12 protein-coding genes are annotated in these 20,981 nt (G+C 38.4%); all 12 read left to right on the top strand.

The window, feature by feature from the left end; translation table 11 throughout:
• The first annotated feature begins 114 nt into the window (after window positions 1-114).
• The 12 genes from H4J67_RS10665 (at window position 115) to H4J67_RS10610 (ending at window position 20,854) form a co-directional block, all read left to right on the top strand.
• Complete coding sequence (locus H4J67_RS10665; protein ID WP_182170142.1) at window positions 115-591, top strand: GAF domain-containing protein; 477 nt, start codon at window positions 115-117, stop codon at window positions 589-591.
• On the top strand, window positions 591-881 hold the full coding sequence (locus H4J67_RS10660) for a hypothetical protein (protein ID WP_070376584.1): 291 nt from the start codon (window positions 591-593) through the stop codon (window positions 879-881). Before H4J67_RS10665 ends, H4J67_RS10660 begins: the two co-directional genes overlap by 1 nt.
• Before the next feature lie 28 nt (window positions 882-909).
• Window positions 910-1,713 carry an RNA chaperone ProQ gene (gene proQ / locus H4J67_RS10655; protein WP_231907384.1) on the top strand — a complete coding sequence of 268 codons (804 nt, stop codon included), beginning with the start codon at window positions 910-912 and terminating at the stop codon, window positions 1,711-1,713.
• Window positions 1,714-1,730: 17 nt separating this feature from the next.
• Window positions 1,731-3,767 (top strand): carboxy terminal-processing peptidase, encoded by a 2,037-nt coding sequence (prc, locus tag H4J67_RS10650; protein WP_182170145.1) that lies wholly within the window; start codon window positions 1,731-1,733, stop codon window positions 3,765-3,767.
• Window positions 3,768-3,970: 203 nt separating this feature from the next.
• Window positions 3,971-5,506 (top strand): Na+/H+ antiporter NhaC, encoded by a 1,536-nt coding sequence (gene nhaC / locus H4J67_RS10645; protein WP_404842790.1) that lies wholly within the window; start codon window positions 3,971-3,973, stop codon window positions 5,504-5,506.
• 112 nt (window positions 5,507-5,618) lie between these two features.
• The gene (pepN, locus tag H4J67_RS10640; RefSeq protein ID WP_182170151.1) at window positions 5,619-8,183 is read left to right on the top strand and encodes an aminopeptidase N; all 2,565 of its coding nucleotides are present in this window, start codon (window positions 5,619-5,621) and stop codon (window positions 8,181-8,183) included.
• A 7-nt stretch (window positions 8,184-8,190) separates the two neighbouring features.
• The gene (locus tag H4J67_RS10635; RefSeq protein ID WP_182170154.1) at window positions 8,191-8,406 is read left to right on the top strand and encodes a DUF2835 family protein; all 216 of its coding nucleotides are present in this window, start codon (window positions 8,191-8,193) and stop codon (window positions 8,404-8,406) included.
• Between the two features lie 323 nt (window positions 8,407-8,729).
• On the top strand, window positions 8,730-10,778 hold the full coding sequence (locus tag H4J67_RS10630) for a DUF1302 domain-containing protein (RefSeq protein ID WP_182170156.1): 2,049 nt from the start codon (window positions 8,730-8,732) through the stop codon (window positions 10,776-10,778).
• 23 nt (window positions 10,779-10,801) lie between these two features.
• Window positions 10,802-12,178 carry a DUF1329 domain-containing protein gene (locus H4J67_RS10625; RefSeq protein ID WP_182170159.1) on the top strand — a complete coding sequence of 459 codons (1,377 nt, stop codon included), beginning with the start codon at window positions 10,802-10,804 and terminating at the stop codon, window positions 12,176-12,178.
• A gap of 136 nt (window positions 12,179-12,314) precedes the next feature.
• Window positions 12,315-13,325 carry a YCF48-related protein gene (locus H4J67_RS10620; protein WP_182170162.1) on the top strand — a complete coding sequence of 337 codons (1,011 nt, stop codon included), beginning with the start codon at window positions 12,315-12,317 and terminating at the stop codon, window positions 13,323-13,325.
• A 58-nt stretch (window positions 13,326-13,383) separates the two neighbouring features.
• The gene (locus tag H4J67_RS10615; protein ID WP_182170165.1) at window positions 13,384-15,693 is read left to right on the top strand and encodes an RND family transporter; all 2,310 of its coding nucleotides are present in this window, start codon (window positions 13,384-13,386) and stop codon (window positions 15,691-15,693) included.
• Window positions 15,694-16,003: 310 nt separating this feature from the next.
• A complete protein-coding gene (locus H4J67_RS10610; protein ID WP_182203691.1) occupies window positions 16,004-20,854 on the top strand; it encodes an NAD-glutamate dehydrogenase in 4,851 nt (1,616 codons plus the stop codon).
• The last annotated feature ends 127 nt before the right edge of the window (window positions 20,855-20,981 follow it).

The raw sequence follows: 20,981 nt of genomic DNA, 5'->3' as shown, positions 1-20,981 counted from the left end.
AGTTAAAAGTGCATAAAATCTGTAATAATTGCTTTAACTTCACGGGTTATCGGGTTATGTTATGCGTTTTTTGACCATCACTTATCTTTGATAAACATAAGAATACCGGTATTTATGAATAAAAATGATTTATATCAAGAACTTTACCAACAAGTTGATGCCTTAATCAGCGATGAACCTGATGTTATTGCTAACATGGCAAATATTAGCGCTTTACTGTTTGAACACTTATCTCAAGTAAACTGGGTTGGATTTTATCGTTTAATTGATAATGAACTAGTTTTAGGGCCTTTTCAGGGTAAAGTGGCTTGTATTCGTATTCCTGTTGGCACAGGGGTCTGTGGCACGGCAGTCAGCCAAAGCACCACACAACGTATTGCCGACGTTCATTCGTTTGATGGTCACATTGCTTGCGATGCGAGTAGTAATTCAGAAATTGTTATTCCGGTAAAAGTCGGTGACAATATCATTGCTGTCCTTGATATAGATAGCACAGCCTATGATCATTTTGATGAAATTGATCAACAAGGTTTGGAAGCAATAATTAATTTATTTGAAAATATGATCATCAAGCATGGCGTGTTAAACTAATGAAAGAAATTATCGTTATTCATGATTATCTCGTTAGCGAAAGTATTGTCGGTGACTGGGATGGCCAAGAAGAATTCGTTGCCGAACGAATAAATGAAATTTATCATCTGATTTATGATTTAGCCGAAGAAGATATTGAACCAGAGATATTAGCGCAATTATTATCTTTGGTTTGGGACACTTGGATTTGCCAAGAATCACTACCTGACATAGATAGTGAAGATATTTATGACTGGTGCCAACATTTGTTGGATAACCGTGAACAGTACCTTCAAGATTTAACCTCTTAGATTTAAGAAATTTTAAAAAGTTGTATTTATGGACACTAAAATAGTAAACGAAGTGAGCAAAACAGAAATGAGTAATACTGAAACTGAAGTAACTACTGACGTTGCAGTTGATACTGACGTTGCACTACAAACACCGGTAACAGCAGAGCAAGAAACTGAAGTTAAGCGGTTAAGCACAAAGGAAATTATTGCTTATTTAGCGGATAAATTTCCTAAGTGTTTTTCGGTTGATGGTCCAGCTAAAGCGCTTAAAATCGGCATCTTTCAAGATTTGTCTGCAAATTTAGCGGAAGATGGCACTGTAAGTAAAACTCGCTTACGCCAAGCATTAAGACATTACACTAGCAGCTGGCGTTATTTGAAAGCGGTTAAGTTGGGTAATTTTCGTGTTGACATCGATGGCAATGACTCTGCTGAGATAGATCAAGAGCAAGCTGACTATGCCAGTAAGACACTAAAAGAAAGCCAAGACAAATTTGGTAACAAAAACAAACACGACAAAGCAAGCAAAAAGCCTTATAAAGGATCTAAGCTTAATAAGTCAGACAATCCTACTGAAGCAAAACCGTCTGCTCACAACCTAGAAGCAAAGCAAGAAAAACAAGCTAAGTTTAAGTCGGTAAAATCAACTAAATCGACGCATACTAAAGCAGAAGTTAAACTTGTTCCTGTTGAAGACAGCGCAGTCGTTGTTGGTAAAAGCGTTAAAGTTAAATTAGGCAACTCGCCTATGAACGCTATTATCACTGAAGTTGCTGGTAAAGATGTGAGTGTACAATTAAATTCAGGAATGGTTGTTAAGACACAAATTAAAAATATATTTACTGAATAAATTGGAGTGTTTTGGGCATGCTAAAAATTTGTCGTATCGCAATTGCCGTTTCTTTGTCGCTATCAGCAATGAACATCTTTGCTGTCGAAAATCTTGATAAGGTAGACTCGCTACCCATATTGGCTCCTGAAAGCCAGCATGCTGCATCGAGTAAACGCGTTACTGCGCAGTTTACTCGAGCCCATTACTCGAAAGTTGACATGGATGATGCACTTTCCGAAAAAATATTTGACCGTTATATAAAACAACTTGATTATGCTCGAAATGTTTTTTTAGCGACCGATATTGAAGACTTTCAAAAGCATCGTCTTGAATTTGATCAGATAATCTCTCGTGGTAAGTTAGATATCGCCTATGACATATTTAACTTAAACCTTCAAAGACGTGCCGAGCGTTATGACTATGCATTAAGCCTTTTAGAAAAAGAAGCTTTCGACTTTACCATAAACGAAGTTTATAACTTCGACCGTGAAGAAGCTGATTGGCCAAAAGATAGTGCAGAATTAAATGAGTTATGGCGCTTAAAAGTTAAGTACGACGCCCTAAATTTAACCTTAGCGGGTAAAGAATGGCCTAAAGTGCAAGAAGTTTTAGGCAAACGCTATCGTTATGCGATTAAAAGATTAAAACAAAGTGAAAGTGAAGATGTTTTTCAAGTCGTCATGAATAGCTTTGCTCGCGTTGTTGAACCTCACACCTCTTATTTATCACCAAGAAATGCTGAAAAATTTCAAATGGACATGAATCTGTCTCTTGAAGGCATTGGTGCGGTACTTAGAGCTGAAGAAGACTATACGGTTATCAATAGTGTTGTTCCTGGTGGACCAGCAGACAAGTCAAAAGAAGTAAAACCTAAAGACCGAATCGTTGGTGTTGCGCAAGACGATGATAAATTTGAAGATGTTATCGGTTGGCGTTTAGATGATGTTGTAGATCTCATCAAAGGACCTAAGGGCACCAAAGTTCGTTTGCAAATTTTGCCAGCGGAAGCAGAAGATGATGCCGTTATTAAAGTTGTTACGATTGTTCGCGATAAAATAGTCCTTGAAGACAGAGCAGCAAAGTCTGAAGTGTATTTTGAAACTAAAGGTGATGAAAAGTCGAAAAAATTAGGTATTATCACTATACCTAGTTTTTATAATAACTTATCGCGCGATGTGAACAAAGAACTCGATAAACTTAAAGCCGAACAAGTCGCTGGTATTATTATTGATTTACGTGGTAATGGCGGTGGTTCATTGCGTGAAGCAACATTATTAACGGGTTTATTTATTGATAAAGGCCCCGTTGTTCAGATACGTGATGGTGCAAACCGAGTACAAGTTAATAGTGATGATGATGGTGTCAGTTCTTATGATGGCTCATTAACCGTAATGGTTGACAGATATAGTGCTTCTGCTTCTGAAATTTTTGCCGCTGCGATTCAAGATTATGGTCGTGGGGTAATCGTTGGCGAACATACCTTTGGTAAAGGTACTGTTCAGCAACATCGCGGGCTAGGGCGAGTTTATGACCTTTATGATAATCCATTAGGTAGTATTCAATTTACCATCGCTAAGTTTTACCGTATCAATGGTGGTAGTACTCAGCATAGAGGTGTTTTACCCGATATTTCTTTTCCAACGGCTGTTGACCCAGAAGACTGGGGAGAAAGTCGAGAGAAAAATGCGCTACCTTGGGATCAAATCCCTAAAGCAAAATATCAAGCCCTAGGTAACTTATCGGCTGACTTAACGTACATCACTTCACTGCATAGTGAACGTGTTAAAGGTAATCGTGAATTTAACTATTTACTTGATGATATTGCGGTTTATCAAAAAGAGAAAGATGATAAAACTATTTCTCTTAAGTTAGATGAACGTAAAACAAAACGTGAAGAACGAAAAGCGAAGCAACTTATTCGTGTTAATGAACGATTAGTTGTTATGGGTAAAGAAAAAGTAAAATCACTTGAAGACTTACCCGATGAGTTAGAAGAATTAGATCCATTTTTAGATGAAACGGCTAAGATAACTCTTGATTTAATCTCGCTGGGTAAAGTCGCTAAAAAATAATGATTACCCACTCATAAAAGCCGCTTAATTGCGGCTTTTATGTAAGTAAAAAGCTAAACTCAATTTTCTCTATAGATTAGCCTATATGCGTTACCCTGACTTTTAGGGGTTTGTGATTAATATCAATTTGATTAGCGTAATATTATTTTTCCTAATGAAAAATAATATTACGAGTTAATAAAATGGTATAAACATTAAAAATTATAACTATAAAAAACTTAAGGTCGGCATCGCACATGACAGAGCCAGAAAAAGACAATCAACCCGTAGTAATCAGCACCCACAAAGAACCAAGCATGCTAGATGCGTTAATTCCTATTTTTGCATTAGTTGTTATGTTAACAACAGCTGTTTGGTATTTTGCTGACAACTCATCTTATGGTCCTAATCAAATTGCTTTATTACTCGCTATGGGTATAGCGATTGTGATTGGTATCAAGAATGGTTATTCGTGGCAGTCGATTGAAGAGTCAATTGTTGGTGGTATTTCTATTTCTTTGGGGGCAATTTTAATACTGTTAGCGGTTGGCTCATTAATAGGAACTTGGCTACTGTCTGGTACTGTGCCTACGATGGTTTATTATGGCTTACAAATTATTGACCCTAGTTGGTTCTACGCCGCTGCCTGTTTAGTTTGTGGTATTGTCGCAATGAGTATTGGCAGTTCTTGGACTACAGCGGCAACGGTCGGTGTCGCCTTTATTGGCATTGCGAACGGTTTTGAAATGTCGACCGCGGTTACGGCAGGTGCTGTTATTTCAGGTGCCTATTTTGGTGACAAATTATCGCCGTTATCTGAAACGACTAACCTTGCTCCTGCAGTAGCAGGCAGTGAATTATTTGAACATATTCGATATATGTTATGGACCACCATACCTTCTATTAGCATAGCCTTGGTGCTGTTTCTTATTATTGGCTTTGATCACTCTTCAAATGTAACTGGAGACACCGCAAGTATTGACGCCTTGCTGACCACACTAGATGCAACTTATAATATTTCTATATTTAATCTTATCCCACTTTTTATCTTACTTTATTTAGCCTTTAAAAAAGTACCGGCATTTCCTGCTGTGGCGATTGGTGCTTTAATTGGCGCTGTTTGGGCGTTAGTTTTTCAGCAAGAGCTTATTTTAAACATGGCTGCAGAAGGCGTTAGTGGCGTTAAAGCCTATATAACCGTGGTTTGGACAGCATTTTTTGATGGCGTAGTGGTTAATACTGGCAACAAACAAATTGATGAGTTGCTTAGTCGTGGCGGTATGTCGAGTATGCTAAACACGATTTGGTTGGTAATGTGTGCCTTAAGTTTTGGTGCCGTGCTAGAGCATTTAGGTATGCTAAATAAATTTGTTAAAGCCATCCTATCAACAGCTAAATCAACGGGAAGTTTAATCGCCAGCACTGTTGCAACTTGTATTGGCACTAATTTAATAACAGCCGATCAATATATGGCGATAGTTATGCCTGGTCGTATGTTTAAAGCAGAATTTAAACGCCGAGGTTTTCATCCAACACTATTAAGTCGTACGTTAGAAGATTCAGGTACTATTACTTCACCGTTAATTCCATGGAATACTTGTGGTGCCTTTATGTTTGGCGCTTTGGCATTAACATCATACGATTATATTTTTTATTGCTTTTTTAATTTAATTAATCCAGTGCTTGCCATTATTTATGGTTACACCGGTTTTAAAATTAAAATGTTAGCAACAATCAGTGATGAAGCAATAAAGAGCTAACATCAAAGAACATTGCGATAAAAAGAGGATATTCATCCTTTATTTACGCTTGATATCGACATAATATAAAGCCTGTTTTTGCAGGCTTTATATTTTCAAAAAGGAAACTCTCATGACTGATTTTACCGCGCGCTATTTATCTGATTACCAAGTTTCAAATTTTTATATTACTACCGTCGATTTGACCTTTGAACTTGCTGACACGGCAACCATAGTAACCAGCATTATGGCGATTAAACGTGAAAATAAAGAGGCTAAGCAATTAGTGCTTGATGGCGAACAATTGAAACTTATTTCACTACAAATTGATCATCAAGACTTACCTGAAAGTTATTATCAGGTCAGTGACACACAGTTAACGCTAGATATTAGTGCTGATGAATTTATATTAACCATAGTGACTGAAATTGACCCACTTAATAACACTTCACTTGAAGGCTTATTTAAGTCGGGCGGCGCTTTTTGTACACAATGTGAAGCTGAGGGTTTTAGACGTATAACCTATTACCTAGATCGCCCTGATGTGATGTCGATCTTTTCAACCAAAGTCATCGCTGATAAAAAGCGTTACCCTTATTTGTTATCAAATGGCAATAAAACTGAATCGGGTGATTTACCACAAGGGAAGCATTTTACTTGTTGGTATGACCCTCATCCAAAACCTTGTTATTTATTTGCTGTGGTTGCCGGTGATTTTGACTTACTTGTTGATACCTTTACCACCCAAGATAAACGCGACGTAGCATTAGAAATATTTGTTGATAAAGGTAACTTACCTAAAGCTCACCATGCGATGGCATCACTAAAAAAATCGATGCTTTGGGATGAAGAAACCTTTGGTTTAGTTTATGACCTCGATATTTATATGATTGTAGCCGTCGACTTCTTCAATATGGGGGCGATGGAAAATAAAGGCTTAAATGTTTTTAATTCGAAATTTGTTTTAGCAGATAATGAGAGTGCCACCGATACTGACTTCTTTAATATTGAAGCTGTGATTGGTCATGAATACTTTCACAACTGGACGGGTAATCGGGTAACTTGCCGCGATTGGTTCCAGTTAAGTCTCAAAGAAGGTTTAACAGTATTTCGCGATCAGCAGTTTAGCGCTGATATGCACAGTGCCGCAGTAAACCGTATTAAAAACGTGAGATTGCTGCGTTCAAAGCAGTTCGCTGAAGATGCGGGACCTATGGCTCATCCCATTCGCCCTGAAAAAGTACTAGAAATGAATAATTTCTACACCTTAACCGTTTATGAAAAAGGTGCTGAAGTCATCCGCATGATTAACACCTTATTAGGAGCAGTTAAGTTTAGAAAAGGCATGGACTTATATTTTGCTCGCTTCGATGGTATGGCCGTGACCTGTGATGACTTTATTAACGCGATGTCAGATGCTTCGGGTGTTGATCTTGATTTATTTAAAGGCTGGTACTATCAGTCGGGTACGCCGACATTATCTGTAGATGAGCTTTTTTCAAAGGGACAGTACCAATTAACCTTGACCCAGAAAAATCCAAATCAAAAAGATGGTAGCGAGGGTAAAGCATTACATATTCCTGTTGCTATTGAGCTTATCGAAAACAATAAGGTGATCCGACGTGAGTTACTTGAGTTAACCACTGAGCAGCAAACATGGACCTTTGACAATCTTGCTGTTAAACCTGTGCTAGCGATATTGGCAGATTTTTCAGCGCCGGTGAAGCTTACGATTAAGCAAACAGATAAAGAGCTGGCAACCATTATGGCTTTTGCAGATGATGAGTTTTGTCGTTGGGACGCTGGTCAGCAATTGATGTTGAATTATATTAAAGCGTTAGTCGATGACAGTAGCTTTGTTCTGCCACAGAGTTTATTAACGACTTATCAAGCTATTTTTGACGCAAATACCGATAATTCCTTTAAAGCCGAACAATTATCACCACCTAGTTTTGACGAAGTTGTCGCAGAAATAGCACAGGTTGATCCCATCAAAGTAGTTAATGCTATTGCCGCAGTGAAGTTATTTTTAGTGACTGGCTTAACCGCTAGTTTTGAGAAAGCCTTTACAGCCAATAAATCTTTTACCTATAAATATGGCGGTGAAGAAGTTGGCCAACGCGCACTAAAAAATGTTTGTTTGTCTTACCTTTCTTTACTTGAGCATCAACAGAGCAAGGTAGTAGAACAATATCAATCGTCAGATAACATGACTGATACTTTGGCAGCATTAGTCTGCTCTGCTGACAACAACTCAGCCGATTTAGCAGGGCAGTTACAGCATTTTGAAAAAAAATGGCAGAGTACATCATTAGTCATGGATAAATGGTTTAGTATCGCGGCTCAACAATGTAGCGCAGATATTTTTAGTTCACTGGATAACTTACTCACTCACCCGTTATTTAGCTTAAAGAATCCAAATCGAGCACGTTCATTAGTGGGTAGCTTCAGCGTTAATAATCCGCGTTATTTTCATTGTCAGTCAGGCCAGGGTTATCAGTTTCTCGCTGAGCAAATCGCTTTGTTGAATGAAATAAACCCACAGGTGGCTTCAAGGCTCATCACACCTTTAATTCAGTTTAGATCTTTTGATTTATCTAGGCAGGAATTGATGCGAGCAGAATTAGAGAAGTTGACTACACTTAAAAACTTATCAAAAGACTTAAAAGAAAAACTTGATGCGGCCTTAGCGAGCTAATTCTTTTATGAAATATTTCTTTTCAATAAATATGACCACTGCTGAGTTTTTCCCTTATTATGAAGGTAAAGCTCAGCAGATGGTTGTTACTACAACTCAAGGAGTGCGGGTACAATTTCCGGCAATGCATATGCGAAAATATTTATTATCTACAGGTATTAAGGGACTTTTTTGTCTAGAAACTGAAAATAATAAATTTTTATCTGTGACAAAAATGGCATGATTAGAGTATTAGCTTTAAACAGTGGTCGGACCATTTGATGTGTTTGAAGGCTCTTGGCCTGTTTCGCTGTAACACTTAATACAAGTAACTACTTGTTAAAATCTATATGAAGAATTTTTTGTTTTAAACGCTTGTTTAAAACACTGGTGTCTGATTCGCTTTTTATTGATTAGAAGTCATTAAAACACGGGGTATTATCAATTGTTTTTACCTCTTGCACCATTGATAAAATGATGCAATTATTGTTTTAGACCACTTATTTCAAATAGTAAGTAGCGATGATAAAAATAAAATATAATCTACACGCTCTGGGGAGAGAATAAATGAAATATAGCCCTCGCAATCGGTTTTATAAAAAACCTTTAGCTGCCAGTATAACCGCTGCGCTTGTTTGTTTAGCGACAGTAAGCCAAGCACAAGCAGAAAATTTTACATTAGGCAACTTCGACGTTACTTTTGATTCAACATTTAGTTACGGTCAAAGTTGGCGTGTAGAAGATCGCAACTGGAATGATAATGTTGGTAAATCAAACAATTTTAATAATGGTTTTGATTTTAGTAATTATCATCCATCATTAAATCCAAATCCTGATCCAGCAACGGTATGGAATGGAAAAGGCGGTTATTCAACCAATGGTGATAACGCTAACCTTAACTATAACGCCGGTGATAGCTTTTCTCAGATAATCAAAGGTTCACATGAACTAGAAGTTCGTTATGAAAACTTTGGTTTGTTCGTTCGTGGCATGTATTTCTATGATTTTGAAATGAGTGACGGCGACCGAGCGTGGACTAATCCTTTATCAGAGGTTAGAAACGATCCTTGTCGTGACGGTGAAGCAAGTGATCAATTATGTAATGACGTAAGATTACTTGATGCTTTCGTTTATGGTGATTTCGTTGTAGGTGACATGCCGCTTTCTGTTCGTGTCGGCCAACAAGTGATTAGCTGGGGTGAAAGTACGTTAATCTCTCATGGTATTAGTGAGTTAAACCCTGTTGATATCGCTCGTCTTCGTGCTCCTGGTTCAGAATTAAAAGAAGCCTTTATACCTTTCGGTGCAATTTGGGGTTCACTCGGTGTTTCTGAGAACTTCAATATTGAAGCCTTCTACCAGTACAACTGGGAAAAAACAGTGTTACCAGCACCTGGTAGCTACTTCTCAACTAATGACTTTGCTGGTGACGGTGGTCAATTTAATAATGTTCAGTTAGGCTTTGGTAGTAACCCTGATATGGACTTAGATTATCTTATTGAAGGTTTAAATACTCTTAGTGGTGCTATTGCTGCTGGCGCTGTTCCTCCTGAAAGTATCGGCGCAGCCTATTTAGGTGCTTTTCCAACGAAAATTACACTTCGTCAAGATGATGCAGAAAATGAACCTGAAGATGGTGGTCAGTATGGTCTTCGTTTATCATGGTTTTTACCTGACTTCAACGACACCGAAATCAGTCTTTACCACATGAATTACCATAGCCGTCGCCCAATATTTGCTGGTGTTACTGCTGATTTTAGTAATGAAGCTATTGGCCATGATATTGGTATGTTACTTTCAGGCGCTATTACTGAAGAAAATTATACAAATTTGAAAGCATTTTCTCGTGTAGAACTTGATTATGTAGAAGACATTAAAGTTTATGCGATGAGCTTTAATACCGTTTTAGGCACAACTTCTGTTGCCGGTGAAATTACTTACCGCCAAGATGAGCCGTTGCAGATTGACGATGTTGAGTTATTGTTTGCGGCGATGCCACAGCAACTAGCGAATGATCAAGGTCGCACTGAGCTTGATGGTATTTCTCAAATGCCAATATTCCAGGGCGGCGAACATGCTGATGGTTTTGTTCTATCAGATACTTTGCAAGCACAAACAACGCTAACACATCTTTGGGGTCCTTCATTTGGTGCCAGCCAGTTAACAACATTAATTGAAGTGGGTGGTATTAACCTGCAAGACATGCCTGACCAAGACGTATTACGACTAAATGGTCCAGGTACTGCACGTAACGGTGGCATTGCCGGTAAAGAAGGTTTAGAAATGGCCGTTCAGGACGGTGTTGAAACTAACCCGTTCCCAGACGCATTTGCTTGGGGTTACCGTGCAATTGCTAAGTTAGACTTTAATAACGTTATCGCTGGTATTAACATTTCACCACGTGTCGTTTTCTCTCATGATGTTAAAGGTACGACACCAGATCCATTATTCTTATTTGTTGAAAAACGTAAGTCTGTGGCGTTAGGTATTAACTTTAATTACCAAAGTCGCTGGTCAGCAGACATTAACTATAACGGTTTTTGGGATGGCGTAGGTACAACCAATCAAATAGCAGATCGCGATTACATTTCATTCAGCATTAAATATTCAATATAAGGGCTAAGTTAATGAGCAATATTATGAAAAATTCACTAAAAAAATTAACATTAGCCTCAGTTGCAGTAAGTTTGGCTATTGTGTCAACAGCAACTTTAGCTAAAGTTTCATCGACTGAGGTCGCAAAGTTAAGTAAAGAATTAACACCTATTGGCGCAGTGCGTGCGGCCAATAAAGACGGTTCTATTCCTGCATGGAACGGTGGTATTACTTCTGTTCCTGCTGGCTATACTGTTGGTGATCACCATATAGACCCATTTTCTACCGACAAAGTAAAATACACGATCACTGCTGCTAATGTCGGTGAATATAAAGCCATGTTAACGCCGGGTCAGATCAAGTTATTTGAAACATACCCTGATACTTATAAAATGAATGTTTATCAATCAAGACGTTCAGCTTCTTACCCTGAGCATGTTTATCAAGCAAGTATTGATAATGCCGGACGTACAGAATTAGTTGAAGGCGGTAATGGTATTGTTAACGCGGCTGTTGGTATCCCATTTCCGGTACCACAAGATGGCTTAGAAGCTATTTGGAATCACATTTTACGTTATCGTGGTGAATCTTTAACACGAGAAGGGGGTCAAGCAGCTCCCACCGCTTCTGGTGATTATACTTATTTAGGTTTTGACGATCAGCTAATGATCCCATATGGGGTTAAAGGTGCTTCAGCAGATAAACTTAAAGAAACCAATATTTTGTTTAAGTTTAAGCAAAAAGTAACTGAACCAGCACGTTTAGCGGGTACCGCATTATTAGTTCATGAAACAATGAACCAAATACAAACACCACGCCAAGCTTGGACATACAACACCGGACAACGTCGTGTTCGTCGTGCACCGAATGTTGCTTATGACACGCCAGGTACAGCGTCTGATGGACTACGTACAACAGATGATTTTGACATGTTTAACGGCGCACCAAACCGTTACAACTGGACATTGAAAGGGAAGCAGGAACTATTGATCCCTTACAATGATTATCGTTTACACAGCGACTCATTAAAATATGCGGATATTTTAATGCCAGGTCATATTAATCCAGAACATGTTCGTTATGAAAAACATCGTGTATGGGTTGTCGAAGCTAACTTAAAATCAGATACGCGTCATACCTACAAAAAACGTGTTTTCTTTATCGATGAAGATAGCTGGCAAATTGCGGTAACCGATATTTACGATAACCGTGACGAGTTATATCGTGTTGGTGTTGCTCATGGTTTGAATTATTACGAAGTTCCTACACAATGGTCTACACTTGAAGTGTTCCATGATTTACAGTCTCGTCGCTATATAGCAATGGGCTTAGATAATGAAGCTAAAATGTATGACTTTTCAGCTGAGTTAGATGATATATCATTTACTTCTTCTGCATTAAGACGTGAAGGGCGCAGATAACCGCTAGGTTTTAAACATTTATAACGGCTGACAACGCTCAGCCGTTATACTTTCAAAAGATTAGAAACTTTAACAATGTCATGGATGATGTGATAAAAGTAACACTATAATTATTAACGAATGAGAATTCTTCTTTATGCAACGTCTGTTGGCCTTCCTTTTTAGCGCTTTATTCTTCCTTAATGCTTTTTCACAGCAACTTCCTGCTATGCAAGCACCTTTAGCCAGTAAATCACTTATGCTTGATATTTTTAAAATCAACGATAAGCAGCTTGTCGCTGTAGGTGAACGTGGTCATATTTTACTTTCAAACGACGCAATTACATGGCGTCAAGCTAACGTTCCCGTTCGTTCAACCTTAACGGCAGTCTATTTTATTGATGCTACTCATGGTTGGGCTGTCGGACATGATGCAACTATATTATTTTCTAGTGATGGCGGCGAAAATTGGCAAGTACAACAATACTTACCCGCTAAGCAAAAACCTTTACTCGATATTATGTTTAAAGATAAAAATGAAGGCATAGCGATAGGCGCATACGGTCAGCAATACCGCACCAGTGATGGCGGTGAAAATTGGACATTTGAATTTCATGGTGAATTTCTATTCCCTGAAGATCTCGCTTACTTAGAAGAATTAAAAGAACAAGATGAAGAGGCTTATTTAGATGAACAAGGCAGTATACTTGCCCACTTTAATAGTATCTTTAAAGACGGTCGTACGCTTTATATGGTTGGTGAAGTAGGTTTAATTGCTAAAAGCAATGATTTTGCCGAAAAATGGTTGCCGTTTGATAAAATATATCAAGGTTCATTTAATGATATTGCTCGCACTCAGCAAGGAAATTTATTAGTTGTTGGTTTGCGCGGTAATATTTTTCGCAGTTTAAAAAGTGGCACACCTTGGCAACATATTAATACCAATACCCAAGCGTTATTAAATTCGATAGTGCTCGGTGATAACGGTAGTATTTTTGTATTAGGAAATAATGGTGTTATTTTAAAAAGTGACGATGATGGCGCTAGCTTCTCTTTAAATATTCAAGCTGACGGTAAAGCGTTAATTAGCGGTGTTTGGTTTAATAACCAGTTAGTCATCGTTTCTGAAGTTGGTCTTAAAGTTATTGCACTGACTCAGTTAAAATAAAAGTAAATCGATAAATACGCTTACCGCCAATTCCACTGAAGCAGATGAAGTAAATTAAATGAAAATAGAATCCCTTATTAATGTTATCGAAGCCACTATGTTCCGTAAAAGAGTCATGGTGCTTGTTGCTTTCGTACTAGCCAGTATTTTTCTTGTTTTTCAAGCGAGCCAAATAAAGCTTGATGCGGCTTTTGAAAAGCACATTCCCCTTAATCATACCTACATGAAAACGTATCTTGAATATCGAGAAAACTTTGGTGGCGCTAATAACGTGCTTATCTCAGTTTGTGACACAGAAGGAGATATTTTTAATGAATCTTTCTTTGGCGCGCTAAAGGGTGTTCATGATCAGTTATTTTTCATTCCTGGTGTTGACCGTATTCAAGTTAAATCATTGTATTCACCGAGTACCCGTTTTGTTGAAATTGTTGAAGACGGTTTTGCCGGTGGTCCGGTTATCCCAGCAAATTTTCAGCCTGATTCACAAGGTTTAGCCGTTGTTAAAGCAAATATTGAGAAAGCAGGTATCGTTGGTAGTATTGTTGCCGACGATTACAGTTGTGCCATGGTAAAAGCGTCCTTAATGGATACAGACCCACAAACAGGCGCACGCTTAGATACACTTGTTATTGCTGAGCAACTTGAGCAGCAAATTAGAGGTAAATTCGAAAAAGACAATATTAGTATCCATATTATTGGTTTTAGTAAGATGGTTGGCGATGTTGCTGAGGGCGCGAAAGGCGTTGTTGCTTTCTTTGCCATTGCAATTGTTATTACTACGCTGATGGTTTTTTGGTTTTGTCGTTCTATCTCTCTAACCCTTTTACCCATAGCATGTTCGTTGGTTGCCGTTGTTTGGCAGTTAGGTATGTTATCTACCTTAGGGTTTGGACTCGATCCGATGTCGATTCTAGTGCCGTTTTTAGTGTTTGCCATTGGTGTCAGCCATGGCGTGCAAATGATTAACTCGGTCTCCAAATTGGTTAGTAAAGGAGCAACATCCAAAGAAGCCGCGCAAATGAGCTTTCGCTTGTTGTTGATACCAGGCGGTATCGCCTTGCTGTCTGATACGGTCGGTTTCTTAACGTTACTTTCTATTGATATAGGTATTATTCGTGAATTGGCTATCACTGCATCTCTGGGTGTTGCTATGATTATTTTAACCAATTTAATTTTACTCCCTTTATTGGTTTCTTTTATTCATGTCCCTAAAGTTGAGCCTGAAATAGCAGATAAGAACAAAGTCACTGTTTGGGATGTAATGTCTTCGTTTGCCACTAAGCGAATTGCAACAGTTATACTTGTTATAACCGCTGTTTTATATGCTGCTGGATACTATTACTCACAAGACATGAAAATAGGAGAGCTTCATGCGGGCGCTCCATCATTGCATGAGACATCACGTTATAATCAAGACACTTTTTTAATTACTGACCGTTATGCCATCAGTGTTGACTATATGTCAGTGATCGTCGAAAGCCCTGCTGATTCATGTACTTTTTACGAGACAATGGACTTAATCGATACCTTTCAATGGCAGATGGAAAATACGGTTGGTGTGCAATCAGCAATCAGTTTAGCGTCAGTTGCTAAAATTGTTAATGCTGGTTATAACGAAGGTAATGCTAGATGGCGTGTTCTATCACGCAACCAACAAACATTAGTGCAATCAATTGCCAGAATCCCTTCAACAAGTGGCCTATTGAACAGTGATTGTAGTGTTATGCCCGTGATTCTTTTCTTAGAAGATCACAAAGCTGAAACCATTAATCGAGTTGTTGATAAAGTAAAAGTTGTTACTCAAGCATTAGAAACAGACAAGGTTAAGTTTAAACTTGCCTCAGGCCCTGTTGGTGTTATGGCTGCGACTAATGAAGCGGTCGCTGAAGCGCAAACGCCGATGATGCTTTACGTTTATGGCGCGGTAACTTTATTGTGTTTCATTAGCTTTAGAAGTGTGCGTGCCACGATTGTCGTTATCGTGCCGCTTTATGTCGTGTCAACGTTAGCGCAATGGTTAATGACTGCACTTGATATTGGCCTAACGGTTTCTACACTTCCGGTTATTGCTTTAGGTGTTGGTATTGGTGTTGATTACGGTATTTATATCTTGTCAACGATGAGTATAAAATTACGTGAGGGTTACCAAGTTCAAGAAGCTTATTTACTTGCTTTGAAAGAGCGAGGCAGTGCAGTCTTAATAACCGGTGTTACTTTAGCGATTGGCGTTTCAACCTGGTTTTGGTCAGATTTGAAATTTCAAGTCGATATGGGAATACTCTTAACCTTCATGTTCTTGGTGAATATGATCGCTGCAGTACTGGTCCTACCTGCTATTGCTGCTTTTTTATGGCCTAATAAGAAATAAGGTTAATACGTTAAACCTGCATAAATAAACAAGAAAATGACCGAAAGGTCATTTTCTATTTATAACAAGTGAATAAACAATTACTCTCAGTAATTTTGACAAGCCGCTGTAAATAATTAATCACCATAAATAGTAAAATATTCCTCGCAATAGCCTAAAATTCTTAATAAAATCGCACATATAGTCTATTCTTTTAGACAATAATAAATATTTATATAAAAAATTATACAAATTACCCTGTTAATTGTTTTAAATAATCAATTTTGAAATGATTCAGTACAACAGCGTTTTATCCAAAAAGGAAAACGGCATGGCGTTAGTAGACGGTTTACCCTCAGTGATACTCTCGAATGTAGCACAGTTAATTCAGCAAAAAGTTCCCGCTAAAACAGCTCCGCTCGTTGAGCAGTTTGCAGAGCTCCTTTATAGTAATATTTCCACGCTTGATTTAGAGCATCGTAACGATAGTGATATGTACGGTGCGACGTTGAGTTTGTGGAATTCGTTAAATGGTCACCAAAATAATGCACCGGAGATTAAAGTTTTTAATCCTCAAGTTTCTAAGCATGGCTGGAAATCAAGTCATACTATTATCGAAGTCATTATCGCTGATATGCCATTTCTTGTTGATTCATTGCGAATTGCCCTTAACCGTTTAGGCTTATCACCACATTTAATGTTAAATAGTCCTATTAATATTATTCGTGATGACAAAAATCAAATTACACGTTTATCGGCAGCCGCTAATAAATCGTTAAAATCAGCAACGGCTGTCGCTGTTTTTTTTATTGAAGTTGACCGTCAAACCGATCAAAAAGTCCTTGATAAAATAACCAAAGAGCTTCATTCAGTGGTCAATGACATTGCGATAACGGTTGATGATTGGCAAGCCATGCGTGCCCGTCTTGGTGAAGTGATCACCGAAACAGCCGAAGCAAAGTTACCTTGTTCAATCAATGATCATGATGACGCATTAGAGTTCTTAAAGTGGATGTTAAACGATAACTTCACTTTATTAGGCTACCGCTCATACAATGTTAAAACGTTAACAGGTGATATGGCACTCTCGGCCAATGTTGAATCAAGTTTAGGATTAATGAAGCGCTCTGATGGCACAGTAGAGCGCTTAATCTCAACATTATCTAGCTCTGCTCGTGAGCTTGCTTTAGGGGTTAACCCGTTAATTTTGACCAAAACCAATTCTCGGTCACGCGTACATCGTCCTGCCCACTTAGATTATATTGGCGTAAAACGTTTCGATGCTGAAGGTAATGTTATTGGTGAGGAACGCTTTGTTGGTTTATTTGGCTCTGCTTATTATACCAATAGTGCCTTAGACTTACCGTTAATAAAGTCTAGAGTAACCACCGTTTGTGAAAGCTCTGGTTTTGCTCGTGGTACTCACGCGTATAAAGCGATGATTAATATTTTAGAAACTTACCCACGTGACGAAATATTACAAAGTAGTACAGATGAATTATTAAAAAATGTTTTAGGCATTTTCCAAATGCAAGAACGTGATTACTCTGGACTCTTTGTTCGCCGTGATGCTTTTGATCGTTTTTACTCTTGTATGGTCTATGTGCCCAGAGAGCGTTATAACACTGAATTACGTGTAAATACCCAAAAGTTACTCAAAGAAGCATTTGGTAGCAGTCAAGAAGTCGAGTTTACCACTTACTTTTCTGAATCAGCACAAGCGCGTACCCACTATATTGTTCGTGTTAAATCAACTAAAGCAGATATCAACGTGAAACAAATTGAAAAGAACTTAAATGAAGCAGCAAGAAGCTGGGATGATAAACTCGCAGCATCTCTGAACTCTCATAAAGGTGAAGCTAAAGGTAAAACATTAAGTCGTAAATACTGTAGTTTTCCACAATCTTACAAAGATGAAGTGTTACCGGGCACGGCAATCGTTGATATTGAAAAACTTGAGTCGTTATCAGCAGAAAACCCACTGGAAATGTTGTTTTATCAACCACAAGAAGAAAGTGCTAACAGCCGTCACGTAAAATTAAAATTGTTCCATACCGGCGACCCCATCCACTTGTCAGATATTTTACCTATCCTTGAAAACTTCGGTTTACGTGTTATTGGTGAAAGCCCTTATTTAGTTAAAACATTAACGGGTGAACATTGTTGGATCTTAGACTTTTCGATGTTACTTACCGGGCAAGGTAAGTTCACCCTTGAAATAGTACAAAACTTGTTCCAAGACGCCTTTGCAAAAGTTTGGGCGGGTGATTTAGAAGATGATGGTTTTAACCGTTTAATTTTAGGTGCCGAGCTTGGTGGTCGCGAAGTTTCTATTATCCGTGCTTATGCACGATATGAGCGTCAAATTGGTGGTACCTTTAGTCAAAGTTATATCGAAGATACTTTTGCTCGTTACCCCAACATTGCCGAATTACTGATTAAGTTCTTTATTTTCCGCTTTGATCCAACAACGAAAATTTCAGAAAAAGCGTTGAATAAAGTCAGTGCCGATATTGAAAAATCTCTCGATAATGTCGCTAACTTAGATGATGACCGGATTATCCGCCGTTTTGTTGAAATGATCAGTGCCACCATTCGTACTAACTATTTTCAACCGCATCCGATCACAGGTCAAAAATCTTACATTTCATTTAAGATCTTACCTCGCCAGATAAGTGACGTTCCATTGCCGCTTCCTGAATTTGAAATATTTGTTTATTCACCACAACTTGAAGGTGTTCATTTACGCGGTGGCAAAGTCGCCCGTGGTGGTTTACGTTGGTCAGACAGACAAGAAGATTTCCGCACCGAGGTTTTAGGCTTAGTTAAAGCTCAACAAGTTAAAAATACGGTTATTGTTCCTGTTGGCGCTAAAGGTGGTTTTGTTTGTAAACAACTCCCTGTAGGCGGTACTAGACAAGAAATATTTGAAGCAGGTAAAGAATGTTACCGTACCTTCATTCGTGGTTTGTTAGATATCACCGACAACATTATTGATGGCGTAATTGTGCCACCACTTAATGTTGTTCGTCTTGATGATGATGACGCTTATTTGGTAGTTGCTGCCGATAAAGGCACGGCAACCTTCTCAGATACTGCTAATGCGATTTCCGATGAATATAACTTCTGGATGGGCGATGCGTTCGCTTCTGGTGGTAGTGTTGGCTATGACCATAAAGCGATGGGAATTACGGCTAAAGGCGCTTGGGAGTCTGTTAAACGTCATTTCCGCGAAATGGATATTGATTGTCAAACAACTGATTTCACCTGTATTGCTATTGGTGACATGGCAGGTGATGTATTTGGTAATGGTATGTTGTTGTCAAAACACATCCGTTTACAAGCTGCATTTAACCATATGCATATTTTTATTGACCCTAATCCCGACGCAGCAAGCTCTTATGTAGAGCGTGAACGTTTATTTAATATGCCGGGCTGTACTTGGGAAGATTACAATAAAGAATTAATTTCTGAAGGTGGTGCGATTTTCAGCCGTCATGTGAAATCTATCAAGTTAACACCACAAATTAAGAAAATGCTTGGTACACAAAAACAAACCATGTCACCGATTGATTTAATGCAAGCCATTTTAAAAATGAAAGTGGATTTATTGTGGAATGGTGGTATTGGCACGTATGTTAAAAGTTCAAAAGAAAGCCATCTTGACGTTGGCGACAGAGCGAACGACTCATTGCGTATCAATGGTAAAGAATTACAAGCCAAAGTTGTTGGTGAGGGCGGTAACTTAGGTTTCACCCAACTGGGTCGTGTTGAGTTTGGTTTACGTGGTGGACGAATTAATACCGACGCTGTTGATAATGCCGGCGGTGTTGATTGTTCTGATAATGAAGTTAACATTAAAATATTATTAAACAGTTTAGTACAAAATGGTGACTTAACTGTTAAACAACGTAATCAGTTACTTTATGACATGACTGATGATGTCGGTAAAATTGTTATAGAAGACTGTTATCGTCAAACCCATTCATTGTCTATTACGGCAATGCGTGGCGTCAAACAATTAAAAGAGCAAGAGCGTTTTATCCATGGCTTAGAAAAAGCGGGCAAATTAGATCGTGCTTTAGAGTTTATTCCAACCGACGATGAAATCTCTGAGCGTTTATCTAAAGGCCAAGGCTTAACTCGCCCAGAAATTTCTGTACTACTTGCCTATGGCAAAATGGTCTTAAAAGAAGATTTGGTTTGTCCAGGTATTACAGACAACCCTTATCACAATCGTTTATTGCTTGAAGCTTTCCCTCCACAATTACAGGTTAAGTATCAAGAACAAATGCAGCTGCATCCTCTGCGTGCTGAAATTATAGCGACAAAATTAGCCAATGATATTGGTAACGATATGGGGTTCAATTTTGTTAATCGCATGCATGAAGAAACAGGTGCAACGGTTGCTGAAATCGCCAATTGTTATGTTATGGCCAGTGAAGTTTTTGAGTTGTCAACTATTTGGAACCAAATTACCGAATTAGATAATAAAATTTCGACTTCTATTCAAACTGAAATGTTATTTCAAATGCGTCGTACGGTAAGACGAGCAACACGCTGGTTCTTACGCCATCGTAATAAAGCGTTAGGTATTGCTGAAACAATCGCTATGTACCGCCCAACGTTTGAAAATTTAGCCAAAAATTTAGATAAGTTATTAGTTACTGCAGAAGTTGAGCAACTAAAACGTGTTGAAACAGATCTAGTTGGAACAGGCGTTCCAGTGAAAATCGCAAAACGTATTTCACAGTTAAGTTCATTATTCCCGGTAATGGATATTGCTGATATTTCAATAGCGGATAATCGTCCAATTGAATTAGTTGCTGATTTATACTTCAAACTAGGTGTTCGTTTAGACTTGCATTGGTTCTTAGATCAGATCACTAGCCAACCGGTATCTAATCACTGGCAAGCGCTTGCTAGAGCTTCATTTAGAGAGGAACTTGATTGGCAGCAACGTTCATTAGCACAGGTCGTTTTACACTGCGATTGTGGTGTTGAACAACCTGAAATTGAAGCCTTACTTAATAACTGGATTAAGACGAATGCTCAACCACTTGAACGTTGGAACCAAATCTTAGCTGACTTTAGAATTGGTCGCACGCATGAGTTTGCAAAGTTCTCTGTTGCGCTAAGAGAGTTAATGTTACTGAGTTTAAATTGCGATCCAGCAAAATAAGTCAAAGCCATTAATCAAGCTTTAACGAGATTGATTTAACTGATAAAATCCTCACTACTAAGTGGGGACTTTTTTTAGGTCGTTTTCGATTTTAATTAAAGTTTTTTCGCGTTAACTTATCCGTCCA

This window comes from Colwellia sp. BRX10-4, assembly GCF_014077465.1.
Classification (GTDB): Bacteria; Pseudomonadota; Gammaproteobacteria; order Enterobacterales; family Alteromonadaceae; genus Colwellia_A.
Note: the sequence above shows the minus strand (reverse complement) of the source record. Positions and strands in the feature narration are given on the sequence as shown.